The sequence below is a fragment of the Flavobacterium sp. genome (genome assembly GCF_046296355.1).
In the GTDB taxonomy this organism is placed as follows: domain Bacteria; phylum Bacteroidota; class Bacteroidia; order Flavobacteriales; family Flavobacteriaceae; genus Flavobacterium.
The window spans coordinates 32,508-55,792 of sequence record NZ_JBKBLM010000007.1 but is presented as its reverse complement, the minus strand read 5'-3'; the positions used below and the strand labels follow the sequence as shown (position 1 = coordinate 55,792).

General features: G+C 37.1%; 20 protein-coding genes. 8 read left to right on the top strand and 12 right to left on the bottom strand.

What is annotated here, in order from left to right; translation table 11 throughout:
- Window positions 1–105 precede the first annotated feature (105 nt).
- The 6 genes from ACK4HO_RS05240 to panB form a co-directional block, all read right to left on the bottom strand.
- Window positions 106–963 carry a neutral zinc metallopeptidase gene (locus ACK4HO_RS05240; protein WP_409663546.1) on the bottom strand — a complete coding sequence of 286 codons (858 nt, stop codon included), beginning with the start codon at window positions 961–963 and terminating at the stop codon, window positions 106–108.
- Between the two features lie 15 nt (window positions 964–978).
- The gene (locus ACK4HO_RS05235) at window positions 979–4,881 is read right to left on the bottom strand and encodes a PAS domain S-box protein (protein WP_409663544.1); all 3,903 of its coding nucleotides are present in this window, start codon (window positions 4,879–4,881) and stop codon (window positions 979–981) included.
- A 166-nt stretch (window positions 4,882–5,047) separates the two neighbouring features.
- Window positions 5,048–6,379, bottom strand: a complete 1,332-nt coding sequence (locus ACK4HO_RS05230) for an aldehyde dehydrogenase (protein WP_409663541.1) — start codon at window positions 6,377–6,379, stop codon at window positions 5,048–5,050.
- Window positions 6,380–6,438: 59 nt separating this feature from the next.
- A complete protein-coding gene (locus ACK4HO_RS05225) occupies window positions 6,439–7,785 on the bottom strand; it encodes a hypothetical protein (RefSeq protein WP_409663538.1) in 1,347 nt (448 codons plus the stop codon).
- 81 nt (window positions 7,786–7,866) lie between these two features.
- Window positions 7,867–8,562, bottom strand: a complete 696-nt coding sequence (locus tag ACK4HO_RS05220) for an RluA family pseudouridine synthase (protein ID WP_409663535.1) — start codon at window positions 8,560–8,562, stop codon at window positions 7,867–7,869.
- A gap of 21 nt (window positions 8,563–8,583) precedes the next feature.
- Window positions 8,584–9,402: a 3-methyl-2-oxobutanoate hydroxymethyltransferase gene (gene panB / locus ACK4HO_RS05215; protein WP_409663532.1), complete on the bottom strand. Its 819-nt coding sequence runs from the start codon at window positions 9,400–9,402 to the stop codon at window positions 8,584–8,586.
- 317 nt (window positions 9,403–9,719) lie between these two features.
- Here panB and ACK4HO_RS05210 point away from each other — a divergent pair, with 317 nt between their 5' ends.
- The 4 genes from ACK4HO_RS05210 to ACK4HO_RS05195 all read left to right on the top strand — a co-directional run bounded on the left by ACK4HO_RS05210 (window position 9,720) and on the right by ACK4HO_RS05195 (window position 12,154).
- The gene (locus ACK4HO_RS05210) at window positions 9,720–10,883 is read left to right on the top strand and encodes a sigma-54-dependent transcriptional regulator (RefSeq protein ID WP_409663529.1); all 1,164 of its coding nucleotides are present in this window, start codon (window positions 9,720–9,722) and stop codon (window positions 10,881–10,883) included.
- Window positions 10,884–10,963: 80 nt separating this feature from the next.
- Window positions 10,964–11,584 (top strand): DEAD/DEAH box helicase, encoded by a 621-nt coding sequence (locus ACK4HO_RS05205; RefSeq protein ID WP_409663526.1) that lies wholly within the window; start codon window positions 10,964–10,966, stop codon window positions 11,582–11,584.
- A 53-nt stretch (window positions 11,585–11,637) separates the two neighbouring features.
- Window positions 11,638–11,853: a putative signal transducing protein gene (locus tag ACK4HO_RS05200; RefSeq protein ID WP_409663523.1), complete on the top strand. Its 216-nt coding sequence runs from the start codon at window positions 11,638–11,640 to the stop codon at window positions 11,851–11,853.
- A 1-nt stretch (window position 11,854) separates the two neighbouring features.
- The gene (locus tag ACK4HO_RS05195) at window positions 11,855–12,154 is read left to right on the top strand and encodes a hypothetical protein (RefSeq protein WP_409663520.1); all 300 of its coding nucleotides are present in this window, start codon (window positions 11,855–11,857) and stop codon (window positions 12,152–12,154) included.
- Window positions 12,155–12,159: 5 nt separating this feature from the next.
- Here the strand turns inward: ACK4HO_RS05195 and ACK4HO_RS05190 are convergent, their stop codons facing one another.
- On the bottom strand, window positions 12,160–13,383 hold the full coding sequence (locus ACK4HO_RS05190) for an MFS transporter (RefSeq protein ID WP_409663517.1): 1,224 nt from the start codon (window positions 13,381–13,383) through the stop codon (window positions 12,160–12,162).
- Window positions 13,384–13,595: 212 nt separating this feature from the next.
- Here ACK4HO_RS05190 and ACK4HO_RS05185 point away from each other — a divergent pair, with 212 nt between their 5' ends.
- Window positions 13,596–15,230, top strand: coding sequence for an ABC-F family ATP-binding cassette domain-containing protein (locus ACK4HO_RS05185; RefSeq protein WP_409663514.1), 1,635 nt, complete (start codon window positions 13,596–13,598; stop codon window positions 15,228–15,230).
- 72 nt (window positions 15,231–15,302) lie between these two features.
- On the opposite strand, the gene ACK4HO_RS05180 is transcribed toward ACK4HO_RS05185, so the two are convergent.
- From ACK4HO_RS05180 to ACK4HO_RS05165, 4 genes are all read right to left on the bottom strand, one after another.
- The gene (locus ACK4HO_RS05180; RefSeq protein ID WP_409663511.1) at window positions 15,303–17,441 is read right to left on the bottom strand and encodes a von Willebrand factor type A domain-containing protein; all 2,139 of its coding nucleotides are present in this window, start codon (window positions 17,439–17,441) and stop codon (window positions 15,303–15,305) included.
- A gap of 29 nt (window positions 17,442–17,470) precedes the next feature.
- Entirely contained in the window at window positions 17,471–18,352 is an 882-nt protein-coding gene (locus ACK4HO_RS05175; protein ID WP_409663508.1) for a hypothetical protein, read from the bottom strand.
- 2 nt (window positions 18,353–18,354) lie between these two features.
- Window positions 18,355–18,855 (bottom strand): RNA polymerase sigma factor, encoded by a 501-nt coding sequence (locus tag ACK4HO_RS05170; RefSeq protein ID WP_409663506.1) that lies wholly within the window; start codon window positions 18,853–18,855, stop codon window positions 18,355–18,357.
- Between the two features lie 126 nt (window positions 18,856–18,981).
- On the bottom strand, window positions 18,982–19,818 hold the full coding sequence (locus ACK4HO_RS05165; protein WP_409663503.1) for a DUF6929 family protein: 837 nt from the start codon (window positions 19,816–19,818) through the stop codon (window positions 18,982–18,984).
- A 122-nt stretch (window positions 19,819–19,940) separates the two neighbouring features.
- Here ACK4HO_RS05165 and ACK4HO_RS05160 point away from each other — a divergent pair, with 122 nt between their 5' ends.
- On the top strand, window positions 19,941–20,816 hold the full coding sequence (locus ACK4HO_RS05160; protein WP_409663500.1) for a PPK2 family polyphosphate kinase: 876 nt from the start codon (window positions 19,941–19,943) through the stop codon (window positions 20,814–20,816).
- Window positions 20,817–20,863: 47 nt separating this feature from the next.
- Here ACK4HO_RS05160 and ACK4HO_RS05155 read toward each other — a convergent pair whose 3' ends face one another.
- Complete coding sequence (locus ACK4HO_RS05155; RefSeq protein WP_409663497.1) at window positions 20,864–21,412, bottom strand: hypothetical protein; 549 nt, start codon at window positions 21,410–21,412, stop codon at window positions 20,864–20,866.
- A gap of 217 nt (window positions 21,413–21,629) precedes the next feature.
- Here ACK4HO_RS05155 and ACK4HO_RS05150 point away from each other — a divergent pair, with 217 nt between their 5' ends.
- Window positions 21,630–23,006 (top strand): MATE family efflux transporter, encoded by a 1,377-nt coding sequence (locus ACK4HO_RS05150; protein WP_409663494.1) that lies wholly within the window; start codon window positions 21,630–21,632, stop codon window positions 23,004–23,006.
- A gap of 22 nt (window positions 23,007–23,028) precedes the next feature.
- Window positions 23,029–23,256 (top strand): hypothetical protein, encoded by a 228-nt coding sequence (locus ACK4HO_RS05145; protein WP_187660213.1) that lies wholly within the window; start codon window positions 23,029–23,031, stop codon window positions 23,254–23,256.
- The last annotated feature ends 29 nt before the right edge of the window (window positions 23,257–23,285 follow it).

The window sequence follows — 23,285 nt, the reverse complement described above, 5'->3', positions numbered from 1 at the left end:
GAAATTGTCTTTAAAATTAACGAGTTGAACACGATTTATGATAAATGCAAAAAAGAATAGTTTTAATTTTTGAATTGTGATTTTTGCTAAAAATTATTGTTTTTTTTAATCCAAAAGTGCTGAAAATGTATCTCCTTGTTTAATATCTCCAGAGTTGTAGCCCTTTTTAAACCAATACATTCTTTGCTCTGACGTTCCGTGCGTAAAACTATCCGGTGTAACTTGACCTTGTATTTTACTTTGAATAGCATCGTCACCTACAGCATGTGCTGCGCTCAATGCTTCTTCAATATCACCTTCTTCTAAAAGATTTTTGTTATAATGTGCCCAAACGCCGGCGTAGAAATCGGCTTGCAATTCTAAGCAAACGGACAATTTATTGGCTTCGGTTTCGCTTTTACTTTGTTGCAATTGACGTACTTTTCCGGATGTTCCCATGATGGTTTGCAAGTGATGTCCCATTTCATGAGCAATCACATACGCAATGGCAAAATCGCCACCTTCAGCTCCAAAGCGGGTTTTTAGTTCTTCGAAGAAACGCAAATCCATATAGATTTTTTTGTCACCCGGACAATAAAATGGTCCTGAAGCAGAAGTAGCACTTCCACAAGCGGTATTTACGCCATCATCAAAAATAACCATTCCGGGTTCTTCAAAATCCATGTTGTTTTCTTGGAAAATTTTGGCCCAAGTTTCATTGTTGTACACAAAACAAGATTTTGAAAACTCACCAAGTTCTATTTCTTCAGCCGATAGTTCTCTGGTTTGAGTTTCTTCAGTTTGCGTTTCTGTTCCTTGCGTTTGCTGTATTATATTGCCAATGGTTTGTCCCGTTTCTCCACCAAACATTTGGAGTAACAAAACTACAATTCCAATAAGTCCACCACCAATTAAGGCTTTTCCGCCTCCGGACATGCCTCTGCGATCTTCAAAATTTCCGCTCTCTTTTTTTTGCCATTTCATGATATGTGATTTTTTTTAGTTTAATTTCAATAAATCTTTAATAATTTTTTCAAGTAGTTCTTTGTCTATTGGTTTTGGAATGTAATCGTTCATTCCGTTTTCGATACATTTCTCTTTTTCGCCAACCACGGTGCCTGCCGTCAAGGCAATGATTGGAATGTCAGCCGTATTAGGCAATTTTCTTATGGCTACAGTCGATTCATAGCCATTCATAATCGGCATTTGTATGTCCATTAAAATTAAATCAGGGACTAAAGTTTGTACTTTTTCAAAAGCTTCTTTACCGTTTTCGAGTTCTATAATTTGAGCATTGGGCAAAATTTGCTTGACTAAGGTTTTGGCCAAAAGCATATTGATTTTGTTATCTTCTACTATGAAAATTACTTTATTTGCTGTACTGATGATAGTTACGGCATGACTTGATTTATCCGATTTGTCTATTGATTTGTTGTTTTCTGTCGACAAATTAGAATGCGTAACATCCAAAACAAAACTAAACTCACTGCCTTTATTAGGTTCGCTCGACAATTCGAGTTTACTGTTCATTAAACTTAAAAGTTGGTTCGAAATGGAAAGTCCTAAACCGGTTCCGCCAAATCTTTTAGACGTAGAATTGTCTTCTTGTGAGAAGGCTTCAAATATTTTTAATTGGTTACTTTTTTTGATGCCAATTCCGGTGTCTTTTACGGCAAACTGTAATTGGATACTGTCTTCATCAATATTTTTAAACACCACTACCGATAAATCAATACTGCCTTTTTCGGTAAACTTCACGGCATTGCTTAACAGATTGATTAAGACTTGTTTTAAGCGAATGTAATCTACCCAAATGTATTTTGGCACTTCCTTTTGAACTATTAAATTGAGCTTCAGATTTTTGAGATTTGCTTCATATTGAATTAAGTCAACCACTTGATTCAGTAATTCAACGATGTTAATTTTCTCTATGTTGAGTTCCAATTTACCCGATTCAATTTTGGAGAAATCAAGTATATTATTGATAACTTCCATCAACGAATTCGCCGATTGGTTGATGGTATCCATGTATTTTTTTTGGATATTTTCCAAATTGGTATTCATCAAAAGTTCAGTAAAACCTATGATTCCGTTTAAAGGCGTTCTGATTTCGTGACTCATATTGGCCAAGAATTCCGACTTAGCTCTGTTGGCAGCTTCGGCATAATTTTTAGCTTTAATGGCTTCTTCGGCTTCCATTCTGGTGGTGATGTCGATGAATATCCCAACAATATAAACGATTTGATTTTCTTTGAAAATTGGTTCGCCAAATTCCTCTACCCAAATAGATTGCCCTGATTTATTGACTATTCGATAGATTAAATGTACCTTTTGTTTGCTTTTAAACAATTCATCAGCTTTGTGTCTGACAATTTCAATATCATCAGGATGCACCAAATCGATATAGAATATTTTGTTGTTCAAAAAGTCTTCTTTAGGATAACCCGTCAGTTTTTCAATTTCATCATTAAGATATATTTTCGACCATTTTTCATCATATTTAGAGAGATGAACAGTTCCCGGAATATTATTGGCCAAAAGCCTGAATTTCTCCTCGCTTTCTTTGATAATGCCTTCGTTGATGTTTCTTTCAAAAGCAGAAGAAATATTATTGGCTAGCGATTGCAGTATCGTAATTTCATCAATAGACCATTCTCTTTCAAGGGTTGAATCATCAAAGACTAAAAAACCATGCAACTCGTTTTTGACAAAAATCGGCAGAAATAAAACGGATTTAATTTCAAAAGCCTCTAGGAATTTTCGGGTAGTTTCATCTTTAATTTTTCTTACTACTGCAGCATAATAATAATTTTCTTCCATGTGTTTCATTACAAATGAAAGCATACCCGGTGTTATATTCTGTAATACTTCTCTGGGTTGGGCAAATCCTTTTTCGGTGGCAAGCCAACGGTGTTTTTGATAATAAAGAATGTCTTTTTCATTCCTAGCAAAGAAGGAAATTCGATCTACTTTTAAGACTGTACCAATTTCATTTACAATTCCTTTAAGGGTTTCATCGGTATTTTTATTGAGTAAAAATTTGTCAATGTTTTTACTGATTACGGTCAAAATTTCACTCTTGTATGATAGCTTTTTATCTGATTCCAGCAGCAATTGTGCTTCAATGGCAATCGCTATCAAATCGGCAATAGAACGGGCAAAATTGATATCTTCGTTGTCCCATTCAAAAGGAGTGTCGGTTTTTTCAAAACACAATATTCCAATAATTTTTCCATTGATAAAAATGGGTGTATCAAGCAACGACATGATGTCGTTTTTGGGAACATAATCGTAACACAACTCTTGAGTAATACTGTTGTTATAAACATTCGAAGCCACTATTTGCATACCGGTTTCTATATTTTCAAAGTAGTTAGCGTAATTTTCTTTGCCCAAGAAAAAATTCTTTTCAAAACGATCACTTTTCAGATAATATATGCTTTCACAACGCAATCCTTCCGGGATATATGACCAATAACCAACTCTGTCAATGGTACAATTGGTCGCTGCTACTTTAAGTATGTTTTTGAGAATTCCGCTAAAAGTATCTTTGTTGGAATAACTTTGCGAGGTTAATATCTTTAGTGTTTCATTGTGAACTCTAACTTTTTTACTGCGATTGTAGTGTTCGATTTCAAGGTTTTTAACCAATGTAATATCTCTGGCAATCGCTGAATAACCAATGGCTTCTCCAAAATCATTTTTCTTCAAAGTTACTTTTTGGGAAACCCAAATAGTTTCACCGTCTTTTTTCAGTAACGGAAATACCAAGTCATTGTATTCCTGCGTTTCTTTGGGGATTTCTTTATAAAAATCGGTTACATATTCTAAATAATCGGCCCGAACAAAATTAGAAAAATGCTTGCCTAAAATATCTTCTTTTTCATAATGCAGTGTTTTTACGGCGAATTGGTTCACATAGGTAACAACCGCTTTTAAATCAATTTCATAAATTAAATCGGCTGCTGATTCAATTAAACTGCGGTATTGGTCTTTGATTTTTACTTGTTCGGTAACATCTTGTCCGATGCCGATAACCACATCATTGGAGTATTTTTTATCCTTCCATTGGATGAATTTATAATCACCGTTTTTGCATTTCAATTTTCGGATATAGGATCGTTCATCAACAAAACTTTCGTGGTAAGCTTCTCCTATAAATTCTGGGTCTTCGGTTAGTTTCCAATAACCCATTCCCATAACTTCTTCGACTTTATATCCTAAAATGGTTTCTACAGATTCGCTACAAAATGACACTTCACCTTTGGTATTGGTAGTCATAATCAACGAATTTCCGTTGTTGACAATAATATCTGAGAAGAGGAATTTGTTTTTGGTTTCCAATAGCGCCAAGTGCCTTGAAATATGTATGGCAACTGTTGAAAGAAAGGTACAAACTAATAAAACAGTCAACTTGCTTTCAATTAATTCCGTTTGGTAACTAAATATTAAAAAAGCAAAAATCGAGAGCACAAATATCCAATACTGCAGTATGTTTTTGATCACAAAGTAGGAAAGGAAAAAGGCAACGATAAAGCTCGCATAGGAAATTAATTCATAAGGTTTAAAGAATAAGTTGTAACCGATAAAACAAAAGTAACCGAGATAGAATAGAGGAAATATAATGGTAATTCTTTTATAAAAATAATCATATCGGCTGCATAAAAAATAAAACAGCAACATCAGTGCACCAACAGTAAAATTTATTCCAAGATTTTGTGTAGCACGTAAATCGAAAACATCAACGATAGTTTCAACTAACGGAATAGTGATACCGAAAAACAGCAAATAAATCCTAAACTGCTCTTCCTTAGGTTCATATTCGGTGTATTTATTACTGAGGTTTAATTTCTTTTGTAAAGTTTTATGAATAGCAACATAGAACAATAATGAAATAATCAATAATAAACAGATTATGATGTAGCTATTAATGTTGGCAAATGAAAAAAGATAATTCAATGTACAGGAGAGATTTAACCAATTAAACGATTTAGATTTATAATATTACAACTTTTGCATTACAATATACACAAAAAATAAATTACTGCTCACTATTTGAAAGTCATATTCAAGAAAACCATTTTAATAATTTTTTGATAGAATTTAATTTGCCTTGGTAAGGCGCATATCTTGTAGGGATATCAAGCCAGTTGGCTTTTTTAACCACCGCTTTATGGTGTGAAAAAAGGTCAAAACTTCGCTTTCCGTGATAAGCTCCGATACCGCTGTGACCAACACCGCCAAACGGCAATCTTTTATTGGCAAAATGAATCAGCGTGTCATTGATACAGCCACCGCCAAAGGCATATTTTGCAATTACTTTTTGGGCAAAAGTTTTATTTTCAGTGAAAATATAGAGCGATAGCGGTTTTTCATAACGGGAAATAATTGGTTCCAAATCAGCTTCCCTTTCATAACTCAAAACCGGCAATATCGGACCAAAAATTTCCTCTTGCATCACCAAACGGTCTAAGGAAGGTTCGTCGAGTAAAGTAGGCGAGAGGTAAAAATCCTCGGCATTTGATTGTCCGCCCAAAAGAATGGTTTCGTTTTCCAAAAGCGCCAATTGTCGGCTCCAGTTTTTTTCATTGATAATGCGCGGATAATCAGGGGAAATCTCAGGATTTTCTCCGTAGGCCAAAATGATTTCTTCTTTTAGAAAACCAACGAGTTTTGTTTTTATGTTTTGATGCACCAGAAGATAATCGGGCGCAATACAAGTTTGTCCGGCATTCAAAAATTTTCCCCAAATGATTCGCTTAGCAGCCAATTTCAAGTTAGCTGTTTCATCAACAATACAAGGGTTTTTTCCACCCAATTCCAATGTAACAGGCGTTAGGTTTTCCGCAGCAGCTCTGGCTACAATTTTTCCGACGGCCACACTTCCGGTGAAAAAAATATAATCCCAGCGTTGTGCCAATAATGTTTGAGCGACTTCAGTTCCGCCTTCAACACATTCCACATGATTTTTATCAAAGGTTTTGCCAATGATTTTTGCGATGATTTTGGAAGTGTTCGGCGTGAGTTCTGAAGGTTTGACCACCACTTGATTTCCGGCTGCAATAGCTGCTATTAAAGGGGAAAATGCCAATTGATAAGGATAATTCCAAGGCGCAATAATCAATACTTTTCCAAAAGGTTCTTTGTAGAGATAATCTGTCGAAGGAAAATTCAAAAGAGAAGGCAAAACCCATTCCGGTTTTGCCCACTTATTGATGTTTTTAAGGGTCTGTTTTAATTCGGTAATTATGTATTCGGTCTCTGTAAATACCGCTTCAAAAGCCGGTTTTTTGAAATCGTCATACAAAGCCTTGATAATTTCAGCTTCGTGTTCTTGAACGGTTACAAGTAATTTCAGCAACGATTGTTTTCTGTAATTGATGTCCGTTTTAAAAATCATGGTAGGTTCTATTAGCTAGGCTAATATAGGATTTTTTACGGGACAATTTCAAATTTTTGTTACAGAAATGCCCAACGGAATCCGGTGTAAATATCGCCTTGTTTGCTGTCGCTAACCAAAGCCGTTACCAAAGAACTTGTTCCAAGATAAAAACCGCCTAATCGGAATCCTAACCCAACATTAGTTCCTGAAATCTCATTGAAAGTTACCGGAACATAGGTCTCAAAAAATCCTAAGTTTACTCTTGGGGTAATGCTGAAAATATTAGGCACCGTGATTTGGTCATTGCCTGAATCTTCATTGACTTTTTGTTGCAAATAAGCAGTAACATAGAATTTTGAAACCAATTTAAAATCGACGTAAGTAGAAAGCACCGTTGGTAATTTAACTTTAAAATTATCTTGACCACTGGTCTCGGTTAAATATCCGTTACTGTTTAAAATATCTTCTACGTCACTTAAATTTTCTGCATTTTCAAACAAACTCAAATCCAAGCCTTGCGGGTTTTGAACGGTTGGTTGAATGTTTAAAACATAATTAGTGGAAGCATTATTATTATCATCAAAAGACATGCTTCCGATGTTTCTGACGGCTAAACCGGCATTCAGCTTATAGTCTTTCCCTTTTTTCCATTGGTAGTTAAATCCGATATCTCCGGCAAAACCGTTTAATCCACCAAAAATTGATTGGCTGTAATCATCAAAATTGGTAAAACTATCCGCCAAATTTCCTGAATAAGCAATATTCAAACTTGCCGGTGAATTGGTAGTCAAATAAGCACCCGTAGCGTTTTCAGTAACAGTTCCGTCTAATTGGCTCAGACCAAAATTCGAATACGAGCCGGGAAATAATATTTTCAAAGTAACTCCGGCGCTGAATTTGTGATGGTCATTTTCAAAGAAAGTTCTTGCCGCCGACAAACCCACTTCACCATAAGAAGTACCGCTCAACCTTTGATTATTTGGATTGTTCAAAAGAGTTGTATTCAGAATAACATTGTCATTGGTAATCGCATTTCCAATAGTCGGGTCAATATCAACCATGTCAAACTTGGCATGGGCTTTAGTGGTAATGGCAAAACCCCATTTTTTCCAGCGCATAGCCACACCCGGACCGAGAATCTCTGCATCAATTCGAGCGTTTACCGGACTGCTTCCTTGAAAGATTAAGGTTTCAAAATCGGCGTCTGATGAAATATCACTGAAAGCAATTTTGTTATTGGCCACATTAAAACTCAAGCCATAAATGTTGACCTCAAATTTTTTAGACAAATTGGCCAACTCGGACGGATTGATATTGGCGTTCAAAATACCAACTCGATTAGAAGTACTGATACCCGTAAAGTGGTCTTGGGCAAAAGCGTTTAGTCCAACTAAGAGACTAACGGTCAAAATGATTTTTCTCATACAAGGATTGATTTTGGTTTATAACAGTTGGGTTTTCAAAAACCCTAACTACACTATAAACGTAAATGTAGTCATTTTAGTTTATAAAGCGTTCCAAATAACTTCATTTGGCGTGGGTGCAATAATTGCGACAGGTTCCTTGGAAACCGGATGAATGAAAACTAATTTTCGGGCATGAAGATGTATGCCACCATCAGGATTACTGCGGTCGAAGCCATATTTCAAATCACCTTTAATTGGGCAACCAATAGCCGACAATTGTGCTCTAATTTGGTGATGTCTTCCGGTGTGAAGATTGATTTCTAAAGCAAAATAATTGTTGAGTTCCTTGATGATTTTATAATCTAAACTCGCTTTTTTGCTTTCGGGCACTTCTTTAAGATGGGCTTTAGAAGTATTGTTTTTTTCGTTTCGTTTCAGAAAATGAACTAGATTATCCTCAGTCTTAGGTGGTTTGTTTTTGACTACTGCCCAATACGTTTTCTGCGTTTCTCTATTGCTGAACAATTCATTCAAACGAGTTAATGCCTTACTGGTTCTCGCAAAAACGACAATCCCTGTTGTTGGTCGGTCCAATCGGTGAACTACGCCTAAAAAGACTTCGCCGGGTTTGTTGTATTTTTCTTTGATATATTCTTTAACGACTTCAGACAGCGGTTTATCTCCGGTTTTGTCTCCTTGTACAATATCGCCAACGCGTTTGTTCACCACAATAATGTGATTGTCTTCGTGAAGAATTTGGAGATTGTCTTTGGTGGAAATTACTTTTTCTGCCATCTGCGTTCTGCTGCCAGCTTTCTAGTATTGCTCGTTCTTATTCGGGAAATCCTGTGACTTTACATCGGCTACATAATTTCCAATAGCGGAAGTCATTTGCTCGTATAAGTTTAAGTAACGGCGTAAAAATCGCGGACTGAATTCATTGTTCATCCCCAACATATCGTGTATCACCAAAACCTGTCCGTCAACGCCACCACCGGCACCAATTCCGATTACAGGAATCGAAATCGTCTTAGCTACTTTTTCAGCCAATGACGCCGGAATTTTTTCTAAAACCAAAGCGAAACAGCCCAGTTTTTCTAATAATTTTGCGTCTTCAATTAATTGTTCCGCCTCGGCTTCTTCTTTGGCGCGAACCGTGTAAGTTCCGAATTTGTAGATGGATTGTGGCGTCAAACCCAAGTGTCCCATCACCGGAATTCCGGCATTCAAAATGCGTTTGATGCTTTCTTTGATTTCGCTTCCGCCTTCCAGCTTTACGGCATGTCCGCCGCTTTCTTTCATGATTCTAATGGCAGAACGCAAGGCTTCTTTTGGATCAGATTGGTAACTGCCGAATGGCAAATCAACCACCACTAAAGCTCTTTCAATGGCTCTCACCACGGAAGATGCGTGATAAATCATTTGGTCCAAAGTAATTGGCAAAGTCGTTTCGTGACCCGCCATTACGTTACTCGCAGAATCACCTACCAAAATCACATCGACACCGGCGGTATCTACAATCTTAGCCATAGTAAAATCATAAGCGGTCAACATCGATATTTTCTCGCCATTGGCTTTCATGTCAAAAAGGGACTTGGTCGTAATTCTTTTGTAATCTTTCTTTGCAGTAGACATAGTGGTTCGTTTTGAAGCTGTAAAAGTATTAAATCTATTTTTGATGCAACAAAATTAAGTCGGTTAATGTGATTTTATACTACTTTTGTCAAAACTGATTTGGAGCGAGTGGCTTGGGCAAAGAATAAACCATATTCCAGCTTTCCGTTACAATCTTTTTTGTCTTACCTCGGGTTAAAACCCAAGCCAAGCCAAAAAAGGATTTCCACTACAATCAGGGCTAAAAAGCCAACCATGAAAAGAATTATAAATTAGGAGTTGGGAGTTATGAGTTAGGATTTTAACTTACAACTTACAACTTACAACTTACAACCCATATGCCCAAAATATTAATCATCGAAGACGAAGCTACCATCCGAAGAGTATTAATTAAAATACTTTCAGAAGAAAGCGACACCTATATAGTTGAAGAAGCCGAAGACGGAAAAATTGGTTTTGAAAAAATCAAAAACGAAGATTACGACTTGGTGTTATGTGACATCAAAATGCCCAAAATGAGCGGCGAAGAACTACTCGAAGCCGTCAAAAAAATCAAACCCGAAATCCCAATGGTTATGATTTCCGGTCACGGCGATTTGGAAACTGCGGTGAACACGATGCGTTTGGGCGCTTTTGATTACATTTCAAAACCACCCGATTTAAATCGATTATTAAATACCGTTCGAAATGCTCTGGACAAAAAGCAATTGGTCGTTGAAAATAAAATCCTAAAGAAAAAAGTTTCAAAGAACTACGAAATCATTGGCGATAGCGAACCCATCAACCAAATCAAGTTGATGATTGAAAAAGTGGCACAAACTGATGCTCGTGTTCTAATCACCGGACCAAACGGAACCGGAAAAGAATTAGTAGCCCATCAATTACACGAAAAAAGCGAAAGAGCTAGTGCGCCAATGATTGAAGTTAATTGTGCTGCGATTCCGTCTGAATTAATCGAAAGCGAATTATTCGGTCACGTAAAAGGAGCGTTTACTTCTGCCGTAAAAGACCGCGCCGGAAAATTCGAAGCGGCCGATGGCGGAACTATTTTCTTGGACGAGATTGGCGACATGAGTTTGTCTGCACAAGCCAAAGTTTTGCGTGCGTTGCAAGAGAGTTTGATACAAAGAGTCGGCGCCGATAAAGACATCAAAATCAATGTGCGTGTCGTAGCGGCAACCAACAAAGATTTGAAAAAAGAAATCGCAGAAGGTCGATTCAGAGAAGATTTATACCATCGTTTGGCGGTTATTTTAATCAAAGTGCCGTCACTAAATGACAGACGTGATGACATTCCGTTATTGATAGAACATTTTGCGGTGAAAATTGCAGAAGAACAAGGAAATGCACCAAAATCATTCTCCAAAGACGCCATCAAATTATTACAAGAATACGATTGGACCGGAAACATCCGCGAGCTGAGAAATGTTGTTGAAAGACTAATCATCCTTGGCGGAAGCGAGATTTCGGAAACAGATGTGAAGCTGTTTGCTTCTAAGTAATTGGTGATTAGTAATTAGTCGTTTTTCGTTAGACTTTTTTGCTAATTACTAATTATTATACACTAATCACTTTAAAAGATATGAACCTAAAAAAAATACACCCACAACTCCAACAAGCACTCATCGAACACGGTTTGACCGAAGCCAATGAGATGCAGCAGGAAACGTTTTCGACTATAAAAAGTGGCGCTGATGCCGTGATTCAATCGCCTTCCGGAACGGGAAAAAGCACCACGATTGTTTTGAACGTAATCCAACGTATGGAAAAATCGGTTGGGGAAAGTACCCGAGTTTTGATTTTGGTAGAAAATAAAGAACGCGTGATGGAAATGGAAGAAATGTTCCTCAAATACGGAACTTATCATGATTTAAGCATTCTTGGCGTACATGACAAAGGCGATATTGATTATGATAAAAATGTCATTTCCATGGGTTTAGATATTCTTATCGGCACACCAAATAAAGTAAATGCAATGTTTTCTTCGGCCGGATTTAATATCAATACCATCAAAATGTTTATCGTAGACGATGCCGAAATATTATTCAGAAACCGTATGGATGCCGTAGTGTTGAGGTTGTCCAACAGTATCGAAAAAACCCAACGCTTGTTCTTTTGTTCCCAAATCACTGAAAGAGTAGAAGTACTGGCCGAAAAAGTCATGATTGAACCGCTTTTCTTCGAAATGGAAGGGGAAGAATAGTCACAGTTGCAGTATTCAGTCACTGTAAAAACCTAAAACCTAATACCTTAAAAATGGGATTAATAAAAATATTTTCAGGAGAAGAAATTCTTGCTTTTGCATTAAAAGAAAAATTGGAAGAAGCCAATATCAATGTGGTCATTCGCGATAACAATCAGGCCAATGTATTGCCAAGTATTCAAACCAATAAACCGGTGGAATTGTTTATTCAAGAAATCGATTATGGTAAAGCCAATCCAGTAATAGAGGAATTTCGATTGAGTATTTAAATTGAGAAAAGCAGTTGAAATAGTACTCTTTCTTTTAGTCGTTTTTGTCTTCGACCGATTCTTGTTTTTACCGGGAAGAATGAATGGAACTTGGGATTATAAAACAGGAACCAACATAGGAGATTCTATCACCTTTGAAAACATCGATATCGTCAATAATTTTGAAGTCAAAATCAGCAACAGCAAAAAATTAGACTCTTTTTATTTGTTGGGCTGTTATTTCGGAACCTTGTATTTGCTGGATAAAGATACTTTAGAGTACACGGTTTATGAAGAGTATGAATCACTTGAGATGGAATAGCGTAACTATTTAAAAATCTTCAGCCAGGTTACCAATACCGAAATAAACACGCCAAAAACGCCAATTATCGCAAACGAATGTTTCAAACTCGTTAATTCAGCTATAAAACCAATCAATGGCGGACCGATTAAAAACCCAAGGAAACTGATGCTCGTTACTATCGTCAAAGCAATGCCTGTCGGTACATTTTTATTGTTTCCGGCGACGTTAAAAATGATGGGAACGACATTCGAAACTCCAAATCCAACCAACATAAAAGCAATCGTACACGGTATTATATAAGGCAATAAAACCGCCATATACAATCCGGCTGAAATGATTAACCCACTAATAATTAAGACTTTTTTGGCACCATATTTAGCCACTAAAATATCACTCAAAAACCGTCCGGAAGCCATACTAATCATAAAAGTAGTATAGCCTAAAACCACTAATGCACCCGGTGCTTTTATGATTTCCTTGAAATAAACGCCGCTCCAATCAAACATAATCCCTTCACTCGCCATACCGCAAAAACAAATCACGCCCAGCCAGAGTAAGGTTTTATCGGGATTTTTCCAAAAGGAATAACTCGATTTTTCTTCTTCTTGTTTCGATTTGACTTTGATGATGTATTTGTAATTCGTCAACAAAATTATCACAACAAACCCAAACGCAGCTGTAAAATGTTGGAATGGAGTCCATCCAAAAGCCAGCATCAGTAACCCAACCAGTGCGCCAAAAAAACCGGCCAAACTCCAAGAGCCGTGAAACGAACCTATGATAGGTTTGTCAAACAACTGTTGGGTATAAACTCCTTGTGCATTCACCGCAATATTACAGAAGTTGCAAAAGAAACCAAACAAAAACAATCCGGTCGCTAAGTGCCAACTTTGGGTTGCTAATCCTATAAAAATCAAACAAAAAGCATAAAGTAATAGTCCTAAAATAGAGATATTTCGACTTCCATATTTGGTCACAATTTTTCCCGTAAACGGCATCGCTACCAGTTGTCCAATCGGTAAAGTAAAAAGCATCGTTCCCAATTCGGCTTCACTTAATTGCAAAATCGATTTGATATCCGGAATTCGGCTTGCCCAAGTCGAAAAACAAAATCCCATGCCAAAGAAAAACAATGAAGTAGCTAATCTAACCCTATTGAGATAAGATTTTTTGGCTTTTTTATAACCTTTATTAATCTTGGCTTTGGGTAAAATTTTGGCTAAAAAACTATAATCTATTAAAGGCATAGCTGAAATCTTTGTTTGAGCATACAAAAATAAAGTTTTATGAATTGTTAAACCTTTCGTCGACAGAAATACATCGTTATTGTTATTAACTTTTTAGATTTTTAAATCTTCAAATTGTTTCACTTTCAAATTAACCTATCTTTGCACCTTCAAAAAAAATCAGACAGTTGAAGTTATCCAACTTCTATCATCTGACATCCAACTAAATAACAATGATTACAGTTAACGATATAGCCGTTGAATTTGGCGGCACCACACTTTTTAGCGACGTCACTTTCGCCATCAACGAAACCGATAAAATTGCCTTAATGGGTAAAAACGGTGCCGGAAAATCTACGCTGTTAAAAATTGTCGCCGGTGAAAACAAACCTACTCGTGGTGCGATTTCTGCTCCGAAAGAAGCCGTAATTGCTTATTTGCCTCAGCATTTGTTAGCGGCCGATAATTGTACGGTAATGGAAGAAGCGTCTAAAGCTTTTGCCGAAGTGTTCAAAATGAAAGCCGAAATTGACGAAATCAATGAGCAATTGACCATTCGCACCGATTATGAAAGCGATGACTACATGAAATTGATTGAACGTGTTTCGGAGTTAAGCGAAAAGTATTATTCCATTGAAGAAGTCAATTACGAAGCCGAAGTAGAAAAAGTATTGAAAGGATTAGGATTCGAAAGAGAAGACTTTAATCGCCCGACCTCTGAGTTTTCAGGAGGTTGGAGAATGCGTATTGAGTTGGCGAAAATCCTTTTGAAACAACCCGATTTGATTTTGCTCGATGAGCCAACAAACCACTTGGATATGGACAGTATTCAGTGGTTGGAAGATTTTTTAATCAATCAGGCAAAAGCCGTTATGGTGATTTCACACGATAGGGCTTTTGTAGATAATATTACCAATCGTACCATTGAAGTGACGATGGGAAGAATTTACGATTACAAAGCCAAGTACTCGCATTATTTGGAATTGAGAAAGGACAGAAGAGTACACCAACAAAAAGCCTACGATGAGCAGCAAAAATTTATTGCCGACAATCAGGCTTTTATTGAACGTTTTCGTGGGACTTTTTCAAAAACTGATGCCGTTCAATCGCGAGTAAGAATGTTAGAAAAAATTGTTCCGATTGAAGTGGATGAAATCGATAATTCAGCCCTGAAGTTGAAATTTCCACCATCGGTTCGCTCCGGACAATATCCTGTGATTGTGCGCGATTTGGAAAAATCGTATGGCGATCATTTGATTTTTAAAGATGCCAATATGGTTATCGAACGTGGTCAGAAAGTAGCTTTCGTTGGTAAAAACGGCGAAGGAAAATCGACCATGATTAAGGCGATTATGAAAGAGATTGAAATCAATGGTGGTAATGTTGAGGTTGGACACAATGCACAAATTGGTTATTTTGCCCAAAACCAAGCGTCATTATTAGACGGAAATGCGACTATTTTTGAAACGATTGACAATATTGCTGTGGGTGAAGTTCGTACCCAAATCAAGAATATTTTAGGTGCTTTTATGTTCCAAGGCGATGACATTCAGAAGAAAGTCAAAGTGCTTTCTGGTGGAGAAAAAACGCGTTTGGCGATGATCAAATTGTTATTGGAACCGGTGAATTTATTGATTCTGGATGAACCTTCAAATCACTTGGATATGAAAACCAAAGACATCATCAAAGAAGCTTTAAAAGACTTTGACGGAACATTAATCTTGGTGTCTCACGACCGTGATTTCTTAGACGGTTTGGCTGAAAAAGTCTTTGAATTCGGCAACAAAAGAGTCAAAGAACATTTTGAAGACATTAAAGGGTTTTTGGCACACAAAAAGATGGAGAGTTTGAAGGAGATAGAGAAGTAGCAAGACAAACAAAACCCGTCAAGTTCAAAGAACTTGGCGGGTTTACCAACATTAATCAAATCACCCAAAAATTTAATTCACTGCTTCCACTAAGCGAATAAACTCTACTTTGTAACCGTCTTCATCAAGGGCCAAACCTGCTTTGGCTAATTTTTTAATTTCTACAGAAGATTTGTTGGTCACCAATTTTGAATCTCTTAGTTTCAATCCAAACCAAGCCACAGCCGTACTGAATTTGAATCCGCTTGAAGCGTTGTCTATAGTATTCACTTTATTGTCGATTACTTGAACCATTTCGATACTTTTACTGCCATCTGGTTTTTTGTAGCGGAATTTTATGGTGGCCAGTTCGTCGTTGAATTTGGTTTTACTTGGCTCAACTTTGGTGTATTTCAGCTCATCGGTATCCACAAAAAACTCACTTTTAGCCTCGGTTGGAATGATTTCGTATAGCGCGGTTACTGTATGTCCACTGCCCAATTCACCGGCATCTATAGCATCATTTTTAAAATCTTCCGGGCGTAATTTTCTATTTTCGTAACCAATTAAACGATAGGCTTTTACATGAGTCGGATTGAACTCGATTTGGATTTTAACATCTTTGGCGATAGTAAACATCGAGCCTTTGAATTCTTTGCCCAAAAATCGATTGGCTTCCTGAATGTTATCGATGTAAGCGTAATTTCCGTTGCCTTTGTCGGCTAAAGTTTCCAATTTACTGTCTTTGTAATTCCCCATGCCATAACCCAAACAAGTTAAGAAAACACCCGATTTTCTTTTCTCTTCAATCAAGGTTTTCATATCGGAATCAGAAGAAGCGCCAACATTAAAGTCGCCATCGGTGGCCAAAATTACTCTGTTATTTCCGCCTTTAATGAAATTTTCCTCTGCAGTTTTGTAAGCCAGTTGAATTCCCGCGCCACCGGCAGTACTGCCACCAGATTGCAATTGGTCTAAAGCGTCAATGATGGTTTTTTTCTCTTTTCCTGAAGTTGGCGGTAAGACCAAACCTGCCGCACCGGCATACACTACAATGGCAATTTTATCATCAGCTCTCAATTGTGCTACCAAAACTTTCAAAGATTCTTTTAACAGTGGCAATTTGTTCATGTCAGCCATTGAACCTGAGACATCGATTAGGAAAACCAAATTTGAAGCGGGCAAATTATCAGTGGCGATGTCTTTACCTTGTAAACCAATGCGAACCAATTTATTGTCTTTATTCCATGGACATTCGCTGTATTCGGTATTAATTGAAAACGGATGTTCTCCTGTAGGTTGCGGGTATTGGTATTTGAAAAAATTCACCATTTCTTCCACACGAACCGCATCTTTTGGAACAGCTTGTCCGTTATTAATAAATCGACGGACATTGGTGTAAGAAGCATTGTCAACATCAATAGAAAAAGTAGATAACGGAGCTGATTTCGGACTTTCAAAAGCGTTTTCTACAAAGCTTTCGTAGTCTTCATTGATGGGTTCAATAACTAATGGCGTAGTAGTTTTGTCGATTTCTTTAATTCTTTTTTTAAATTCTGATTTAGATAAATTTTGTTGCACTCCGGTTTTGGTTTGCACTACTATGGCACCATTATTTGCGCTGTTACCATACAATGAAGTGGCGGAAGTATCTTTTAGAACATTAACAGAGTTGATGTCATTTGGATTGATATTTTTAAAATCGTCCTCTTTCATAGGAACACCGTCAACTATGTATAAAGGTTTTGTGTTGGTTTTGAGTGATGAGGAACCACGAATCACGACTTTAGTAGCACCGGGAGTTCCCGAACTATGGTTGATTTGCAGTCCGGTCGCTTTGCCTTGTAAAGATTGGGAATGATTGGTTACTGAATAAGAAGTTGCTTTTTTGCTTTTTGAATATCCATGAGCAACCACAACTACTTCGTTTAAATTGTTCGATTCGTCTTCCATTTTTACATTAATGGTGTTGGAATTGCTCACTTTTACTTCTTGTGTTTTCATTCCTATGAATTGAAAGACCAAAGATTCTCCTTTTTGGGCTTGAATGGAATATTTTCCATCATAATCGGTTTGAGTTGTGCGACTGGTTTTTTTTACAAACACATTTGCACCAGGTAATGGTAAGCCTGAGTTGTCTGTAACAACACCCGAAATTGTTTTTTCTTGCCCGAAGGATAGGAAAGTTATAAGCATAGCAATGCCTAATGAAAAGATTTTCACATTTTTCATGACGTTAAATTTTAAAAGGTTAGACTGATTTATTTTTGTTTTTTGGCAGCCGGTTTTCCGTTTTTAGTGGAGATGATTACGACGCCTTTTTTGCCTTTTTGACCATAAATGGAAGTCGCTTTTTCCTTCTGCAGTATGGAAATAGAGTCGATTTCTTGTTCATTTAACGGTGTGTAAGGACTGGTTGGGTTGGGCCCGAATAATTCTTGTTCGGTGTATTCTACACCATTGATAATATAGAGAGGATCGGGAAGTTCAACGATAGATTCTATTTCGTCCATTTCTACTTCTTTCACACTTTGTTTATTGGTTACTTTGTCATCAAAAACCAGCAGTGGCATTTCTTTTTTGGCGCTAGAGACTTTGTTTTCTTTGTTGATAAAAACTTCCATCTCTTTTGCTTTTTCACTTTTAGTATCCTTTTTTTCTGCTTCGAAATAGCCTTGGCTAGCTTGAGGGACAGGGCTTGAATAAAGTTTTTCTGCTTCAGGTCTTATGTTATTGTCTTCCTCTTTTTGAATATTCTCTTGAACAACAACCTGACTTGATACTACTATTTGTTCTTTCAAAATTGCTTCTGCTTCTTCTTTGATAGCCGGATTAACGGTTTCAGCCGAAACTACGTCATTGTTATTCGGGGTTGTTTTTTGTATAGAATCTTTTTGGACAATGATATCATTAGTATTCGTTACCGTTTGGTCATTTTTCAGGAATTGATATCCCAAGGTTGAAACCAATAGGAGTGAAGCTGCTACTGCAATTTTTTTCCAAAGGTTGGTGGCTTTTTTTAGCTCTTTGGTGTCCAGTTTTTCCTCTACGCGGTTCCAGACTTTCTCCATCGAAGCAAAATCGGGCGACTCGGCATTGTCGGCGGCTTTTTTGAATTGGTTAAAAATATCTTGATTTTCCATGATTACTTTGCTTTTTGATAATAAAGATTGTTGACTAAATCTTTCAGTTTGGTTTTAGCGACATTCAATTGTGACTTCGAAGTGCCTTCCGAGATATTGAGCATGGCTGCAATTTCTTTGTGACCATAGCCTTCAATGACAAAAAGGTTGAAGATGGTTTTACAACCTTCGGGAATCAAGTTGAGCAAGTTGAGCAAATCTTCTTCTTCCAAAGGTGTTTCTTGTGGACTTTGAGGCTGAATACTAAAAGAGGTTTCTTCCAAATACAAATTGAAATTCACATTGCGTTTCAATTGTAACAAACATTGGTTTACGGTTATTTTTCTTGCCCAAGCTTCAAAAGCGCCTATTTCTTTCAATTGATCCAATTTGGTAAAAATGGTGTAAAAAGCATCGGCCAATACTTCTTCAATTTCTTCTTCTTTTTTTAAATAGCGTTTGCACGTTCGGTAAAGCTTGGGTGACAAGTATTCGTATACTTGCCGCTGCGCTTCACGTTGCATTTTTTTACAGGCTGATATTTGCGTTTCGGTGATCACTATGGATGTCTTTATAAGTAAAGAGGACTATTTGTTTGAAAAGGTTGGGAAGAGGTGAAAAAAAAGTTGGCAGTGTTCAGTGTTCAGTAATCAGTTTTTCTCTGTTTTGTCTAGAATTAATTTATAAATATTGGATTCTAATAGTTCACTATCCGTGTCTTCGCAGAGGAGGAATTCGATTTCGTTAGTGGATTGTTTGTATAATGTCAAGCCTTCGAATTTATGGGTGTTTGAAATTTGTTGGGTGAATTCAACTTTTAAAGTTTTTAAATCCATGCGTCCGATAATGCTTCCTAAAACTTCTCCGTCGAGGTAAGTTGACTCGGTGTCTTCGGCGGAAGCCAAAAAGTAAATCTTATCTTCCACTAAAATGGCGTCGGTGAAAGTCGCCGCGACATTTTTTATTTTGGGTAAATCGATTGGCACAAATTCGAATTGTTGATTTTGTGGTGAGTCTTTGCTGAAAATCACGGCATTTTTACCTTGAGTACCATTGCCTCTATGGAAGAAATAAATATGGTCTTGGTTCATGATTAAACCTTCAATATTCAACTCATCGTCTGCAATGGCGAACTCTTGTTTAATTTTTTGGTAAATGACGCCAATGTTGTTCTTTTGAATTTTCCTGGTTGGAATGGCATAATTGAAAATCAGGTTTCGGTTTTCCGTTGAGCCTGAACCCAAAAGAATTAAATCAGTTCCTTTGATAGCGATAGCTTCAAAATCGGGTTTGTCTTTTTTGGCGATGTTGTCTTGGGCGTTTTCAGTTAAAGCTATTTTATTGAGCTTTTCGGTTGGAATAACATATTCGTAGAGAAAAGTACTGTTGTCAGAAATAAGATAAAGTTTGTCATCATGATAAACCAATCCGGAAGCAGAACCAATGCCAATGATTTTAAAGAGTAGTGAAAGTTGAAATTTTTCCATAAGTTAGCGTATAGTTTTTTTAGCCCCGATGGAAGTGGCATCCTTTTTTTCTCGTTTTTTAACGAGAGGAAAAGATAGAACGGACAGCGGGATTGGCTCCTACAAATATAAACATTGGCATTATGAAAAACATCAATCCCGAAGATTTTAGAGTGAAAGGCAAAATAGAGTTGTCAAAATTACCGACTCGATTGGACATAGATACGAATAAAAAAGAGGAAGCATTGGCTTTGGATAACGTGCAAGTCAAGTTGAGCAAAAAGCAAGACGCGATGTATGCGCACAACCGACATGCGTTTTTGATTTGTTTGCAAGGCATGGACACGAGTGGGAAAGACAGTTTGATACGGGAAGTTTTTAAAGAATTCAATCCGCGTGGCGTGGTAATTCACAGTTTTAAAACTCCGAATTCTACCGAATTGGAGCATGACTATTTGTGGCGACATTATTTGGCTTTGCCCGAGAAAGGAAAATTTGCGGTGTTTAACCGTACGCATTATGAAAACGTTTTGGTGACACGAGTGCATCCGGAATATATTTTATTCGAAAATTTACCCGGCATTGAAAAAGCAGAAGATATTACGCAGCAGTTTTGGGAAAATCGTATGGAGCAAATTAATAATTTTGAAAAGCATATAGCGCAAAACGGGACAACGGTTTTGAAGTTTTATTTCCACATGAGCAAAGAGGAGCAAAGAGAACGTTTGTTGAAACGTTTGGAAAATCCGGAGGACAACTGGAAATTCTCCACCGGTGATTTGAAAGAACGCGAGCGTTGGGATGATTATATGAAATATTATGAAGACGCAATTAACAACACCAATAAAGACCATGCGCCTTGGTATGTGGTTCCGGCAGATGATAAAGGCGTGGCGCGTTATATAGTGGCGCAAACCATTTGGGAAGCTTTGGAAAAACTGACGGACATCACCGAACCTGAATTAGACCCAAAAGTAAAGGCTAACATCGACATTTATCGAGAGCAATTGAAAGGATAAAAAAAAGGCGCTAAATTTTAGCGCCTTTTTGTATAAAAATAGTTGATTTACAGTTCGAAACCGTAAGCCAAACGAACGCCCAATTGACCAATTCCTTTTCCAACCGTTCCGTTGTCATTTAGTTTTGGGAAATCAGTGTAATGTTCGTAACGCAAACTAATGTCAACATATTTGGTAGCATAACCAATACTTGGAGCAATTAATAAAGAGGTTTTGTCATAATCATTGGTCACGGCAATGGCAGCTCCAACTTCACCCATTACATAAAATTGGTCGTTCCAGATAAAGGCTTTGAAACCGGCTTTTACCGGAATAAATCCTAAGTCATTGTCATCACCGCTTACAAAAAGGTTAGAAAAACCGGTGGTTAATGTCAACGAGTTTCTTTTTGACAAATCATATTGCAATCTGGCATCCACGCCAAGCGCCAATTTATAAGGTTCTTGAAAAACATAACCACCACTAATTCCGATGCCTAGTTTGAATTTTTGATCATAGTTTTCAGTAGGAGTAGTTTCTTGGGCGATAGTTTTAGTAGCTGAACCTAAAGTCATTGCTAAAACCACAAGCATTTTAATCGTTGTTGAAATTTTCATAAATGTTTAATTTTTGTTTTTTGTCTTAGTTTGAAAACCATAAGTGGTATCAATTTGACGGTGCAAAAGTATTGGTATCGGCAACCGACTTTGTTATACATTTATGATTGTTTGTTATATAATTCTTTCCCGTTTATACACCGTTATCATTATTAAATAAAAGTTTGTTGCTTTATTTCAGTTAACCTAAGTACTTTTGCAGTCAAATTTTTGCAAAGTGAATTTAGCACAATACACCAAAGAGTTCCGATACAATCTACAATTGGCTTATCCCGTAATTTTGGGAATGCTCGGTCATACCTTGATTGGTATAGTCGATAATATCATGGTAGGCAAATTGGGTAGTACCGAATTGGCCGCTGTTTCTTTGGGGAACAGTTTGATTTTTGTGGCGATGTCACTTGGTATTGGATTCTCGACTGCAATTACACCAATTGTAGCTGAAGCAGATGCTGAAAAAAACGTTGGAAAAATTCGTTTGGCTTTTCATAACGGTTTGTTTTTGTGTATCATTTTAGGCTTTATGTTGTTCTTATTAGTGGTTTTAGCCAAGCCAATAATGGAAATGTTGCACCAACCTAAAGAAGTAATTGCTTTGGCCAAACCTTTTGTGGATTGGGTCGCTTTTTCTTTAGTTCCGCTGATTATTTACCAAGGTTACAAACAGTTTGCCGATGGTTTATCGATGACCAAAATCTCGATGTATGCTATTATCATGGCGAACGTTTTACACGTTATTATCAATTATCTTTTGATATATGGGATTTGGTTTTTTCCAAAAATGGGAATCATAGGCGCGGCTTTGGGAACGGTGATTTCAAGAATTGCAATGGTGACTTTTATGCACGTTATTTTATCCAGAAAAGAAAAATTGAAACCTTATTTTCAAGATTTTAGTTTTGATGAAATCAAGAAATCAACCCTAAAAAAGATAATCAATTTAGGACTGCCATCTGCTATGCAAATGTTGTTTGAAGTCGTTTTATTCACGGCAGCGATTTGGCTTTGTGGGAATATTGGTAAAACAAGTCAGGCCGCGAATCAGATTGCGTTGAGTTTGGCTTCAATGACGTTTATGTTTGCCATGGGATTGAGTGTGGTTTCAATGATTCGTGTCAGCAACCAAAAAGGATTGAACGATTACAAGCAGTTAATTGTCGTAGCGCGGTCTATCTTTTTATTGGCGATTATCATTGAAATACTCTTTGCCGTTATGTTTGTGGCTTTGCACCAAATTCTGCCTTATTTGTTCCTCAATATGGACAATAAAATGCAATTGTTAGACAACGCCGAAGTGATTGCGATTGCCGGTAAATTGCTTTTAGTGGCAGCAGTTTTCCAAATTTCTGACGGTATACAAGTCGTAGTGCTTGGCGCTTTGCGTGGTTTGCAAGATGTTAAGATTCCAATGTATATTACTTTTGTGGCTTATTGGGTCATCGGATTCCCGATTTCCTATTATTTAGGACTTAAAACTGATTTAGGTGCCGTTGGCGTTTGGATTGGATTGGTTGGCGGATTAACAGCGGCCGCAATATTTTTGTATCTTCGTTTTCACTATTTAACTAAGAAGTTGTTGAGACAAAATTCATAACTCATAATTTATAACTCAAAACATGGAATTACCAAAATTCGTACTAGCAGATAACTCCGATTACCCGGATGATATTTTTGTCATTCACCTTGATTTTCCTCGCTTTATCATCAATTTAAAAGACGATGAAGTAGAATTTATGGAAGATTTAGAAGGCGAAGACGAAACCGAATTGGAAGCTGAAATGGAGCATTTAATTACGCTCGCCGGAGAGTTTTACGACAAAGAAATGGAAGGTTACGAGGAGTAACTTTTAGTGTTCAGTGTTCAGTTGGCAGT

Coding starts and splice junctions, on each gene's coding strand:
- ACK4HO_RS05170 (WP_409663506.1), bottom strand. CDS start 18,855: ATGCAACGTGAAGCGCAGCGGCAAGTATACGAATACTTGTCACCCAAG.
- ACK4HO_RS05185 (WP_409663514.1), top strand. CDS start 13,596: ATGATTACAGTTAACGATATAGCCGTTGAATTTGGCGGCACCACACTT.
- ACK4HO_RS05160 (WP_409663500.1), top strand. CDS start 19,941: ATGAAAAACATCAATCCCGAAGATTTTAGAGTGAAAGGCAAAATAGAG.
- ACK4HO_RS05240 (WP_409663546.1), bottom strand. CDS start 963: ATGAAATGGCAAAAAAAAGAGAGCGGAAATTTTGAAGATCGCAGAGGC.
- ACK4HO_RS05230 (WP_409663541.1), bottom strand. CDS start 6,379: ATGATTTTTAAAACGGACATCAATTACAGAAAACAATCGTTGCTGAAA.
- ACK4HO_RS05200 (WP_409663523.1), top strand. CDS start 11,638: ATGGGATTAATAAAAATATTTTCAGGAGAAGAAATTCTTGCTTTTGCA.
- ACK4HO_RS05210 (WP_409663529.1), top strand. CDS start 9,720: ATGCCCAAAATATTAATCATCGAAGACGAAGCTACCATCCGAAGAGTA.
- ACK4HO_RS05180 (WP_409663511.1), bottom strand. CDS start 17,441: ATGAAAAATGTGAAAATCTTTTCATTAGGCATTGCTATGCTTATAACT.
- ACK4HO_RS05205 (WP_409663526.1), top strand. CDS start 10,964: ATGAACCTAAAAAAAATACACCCACAACTCCAACAAGCACTCATCGAA.
- ACK4HO_RS05145 (WP_187660213.1), top strand. CDS start 23,029: ATGGAATTACCAAAATTCGTACTAGCAGATAACTCCGATTACCCGGAT.
- ACK4HO_RS05190 (WP_409663517.1), bottom strand. CDS start 13,383: ATGCCTTTAATAGATTATAGTTTTTTAGCCAAAATTTTACCCAAAGCC.
- ACK4HO_RS05165 (WP_409663503.1), bottom strand. CDS start 19,818: ATGGAAAAATTTCAACTTTCACTACTCTTTAAAATCATTGGCATTGGT.
- panB (WP_409663532.1), bottom strand. CDS start 9,402: ATGTCTACTGCAAAGAAAGATTACAAAAGAATTACGACCAAGTCCCTT.
- ACK4HO_RS05175 (WP_409663508.1), bottom strand. CDS start 18,352: ATGGAAAATCAAGATATTTTTAACCAATTCAAAAAAGCCGCCGACAAT.
- ACK4HO_RS05155 (WP_409663497.1), bottom strand. CDS start 21,412: ATGAAAATTTCAACAACGATTAAAATGCTTGTGGTTTTAGCAATGACT.
- ACK4HO_RS05225 (WP_409663538.1), bottom strand. CDS start 7,785: ATGAGAAAAATCATTTTGACCGTTAGTCTCTTAGTTGGACTAAACGCT.
- ACK4HO_RS05220 (WP_409663535.1), bottom strand. CDS start 8,562: ATGGCAGAAAAAGTAATTTCCACCAAAGACAATCTCCAAATTCTTCAC.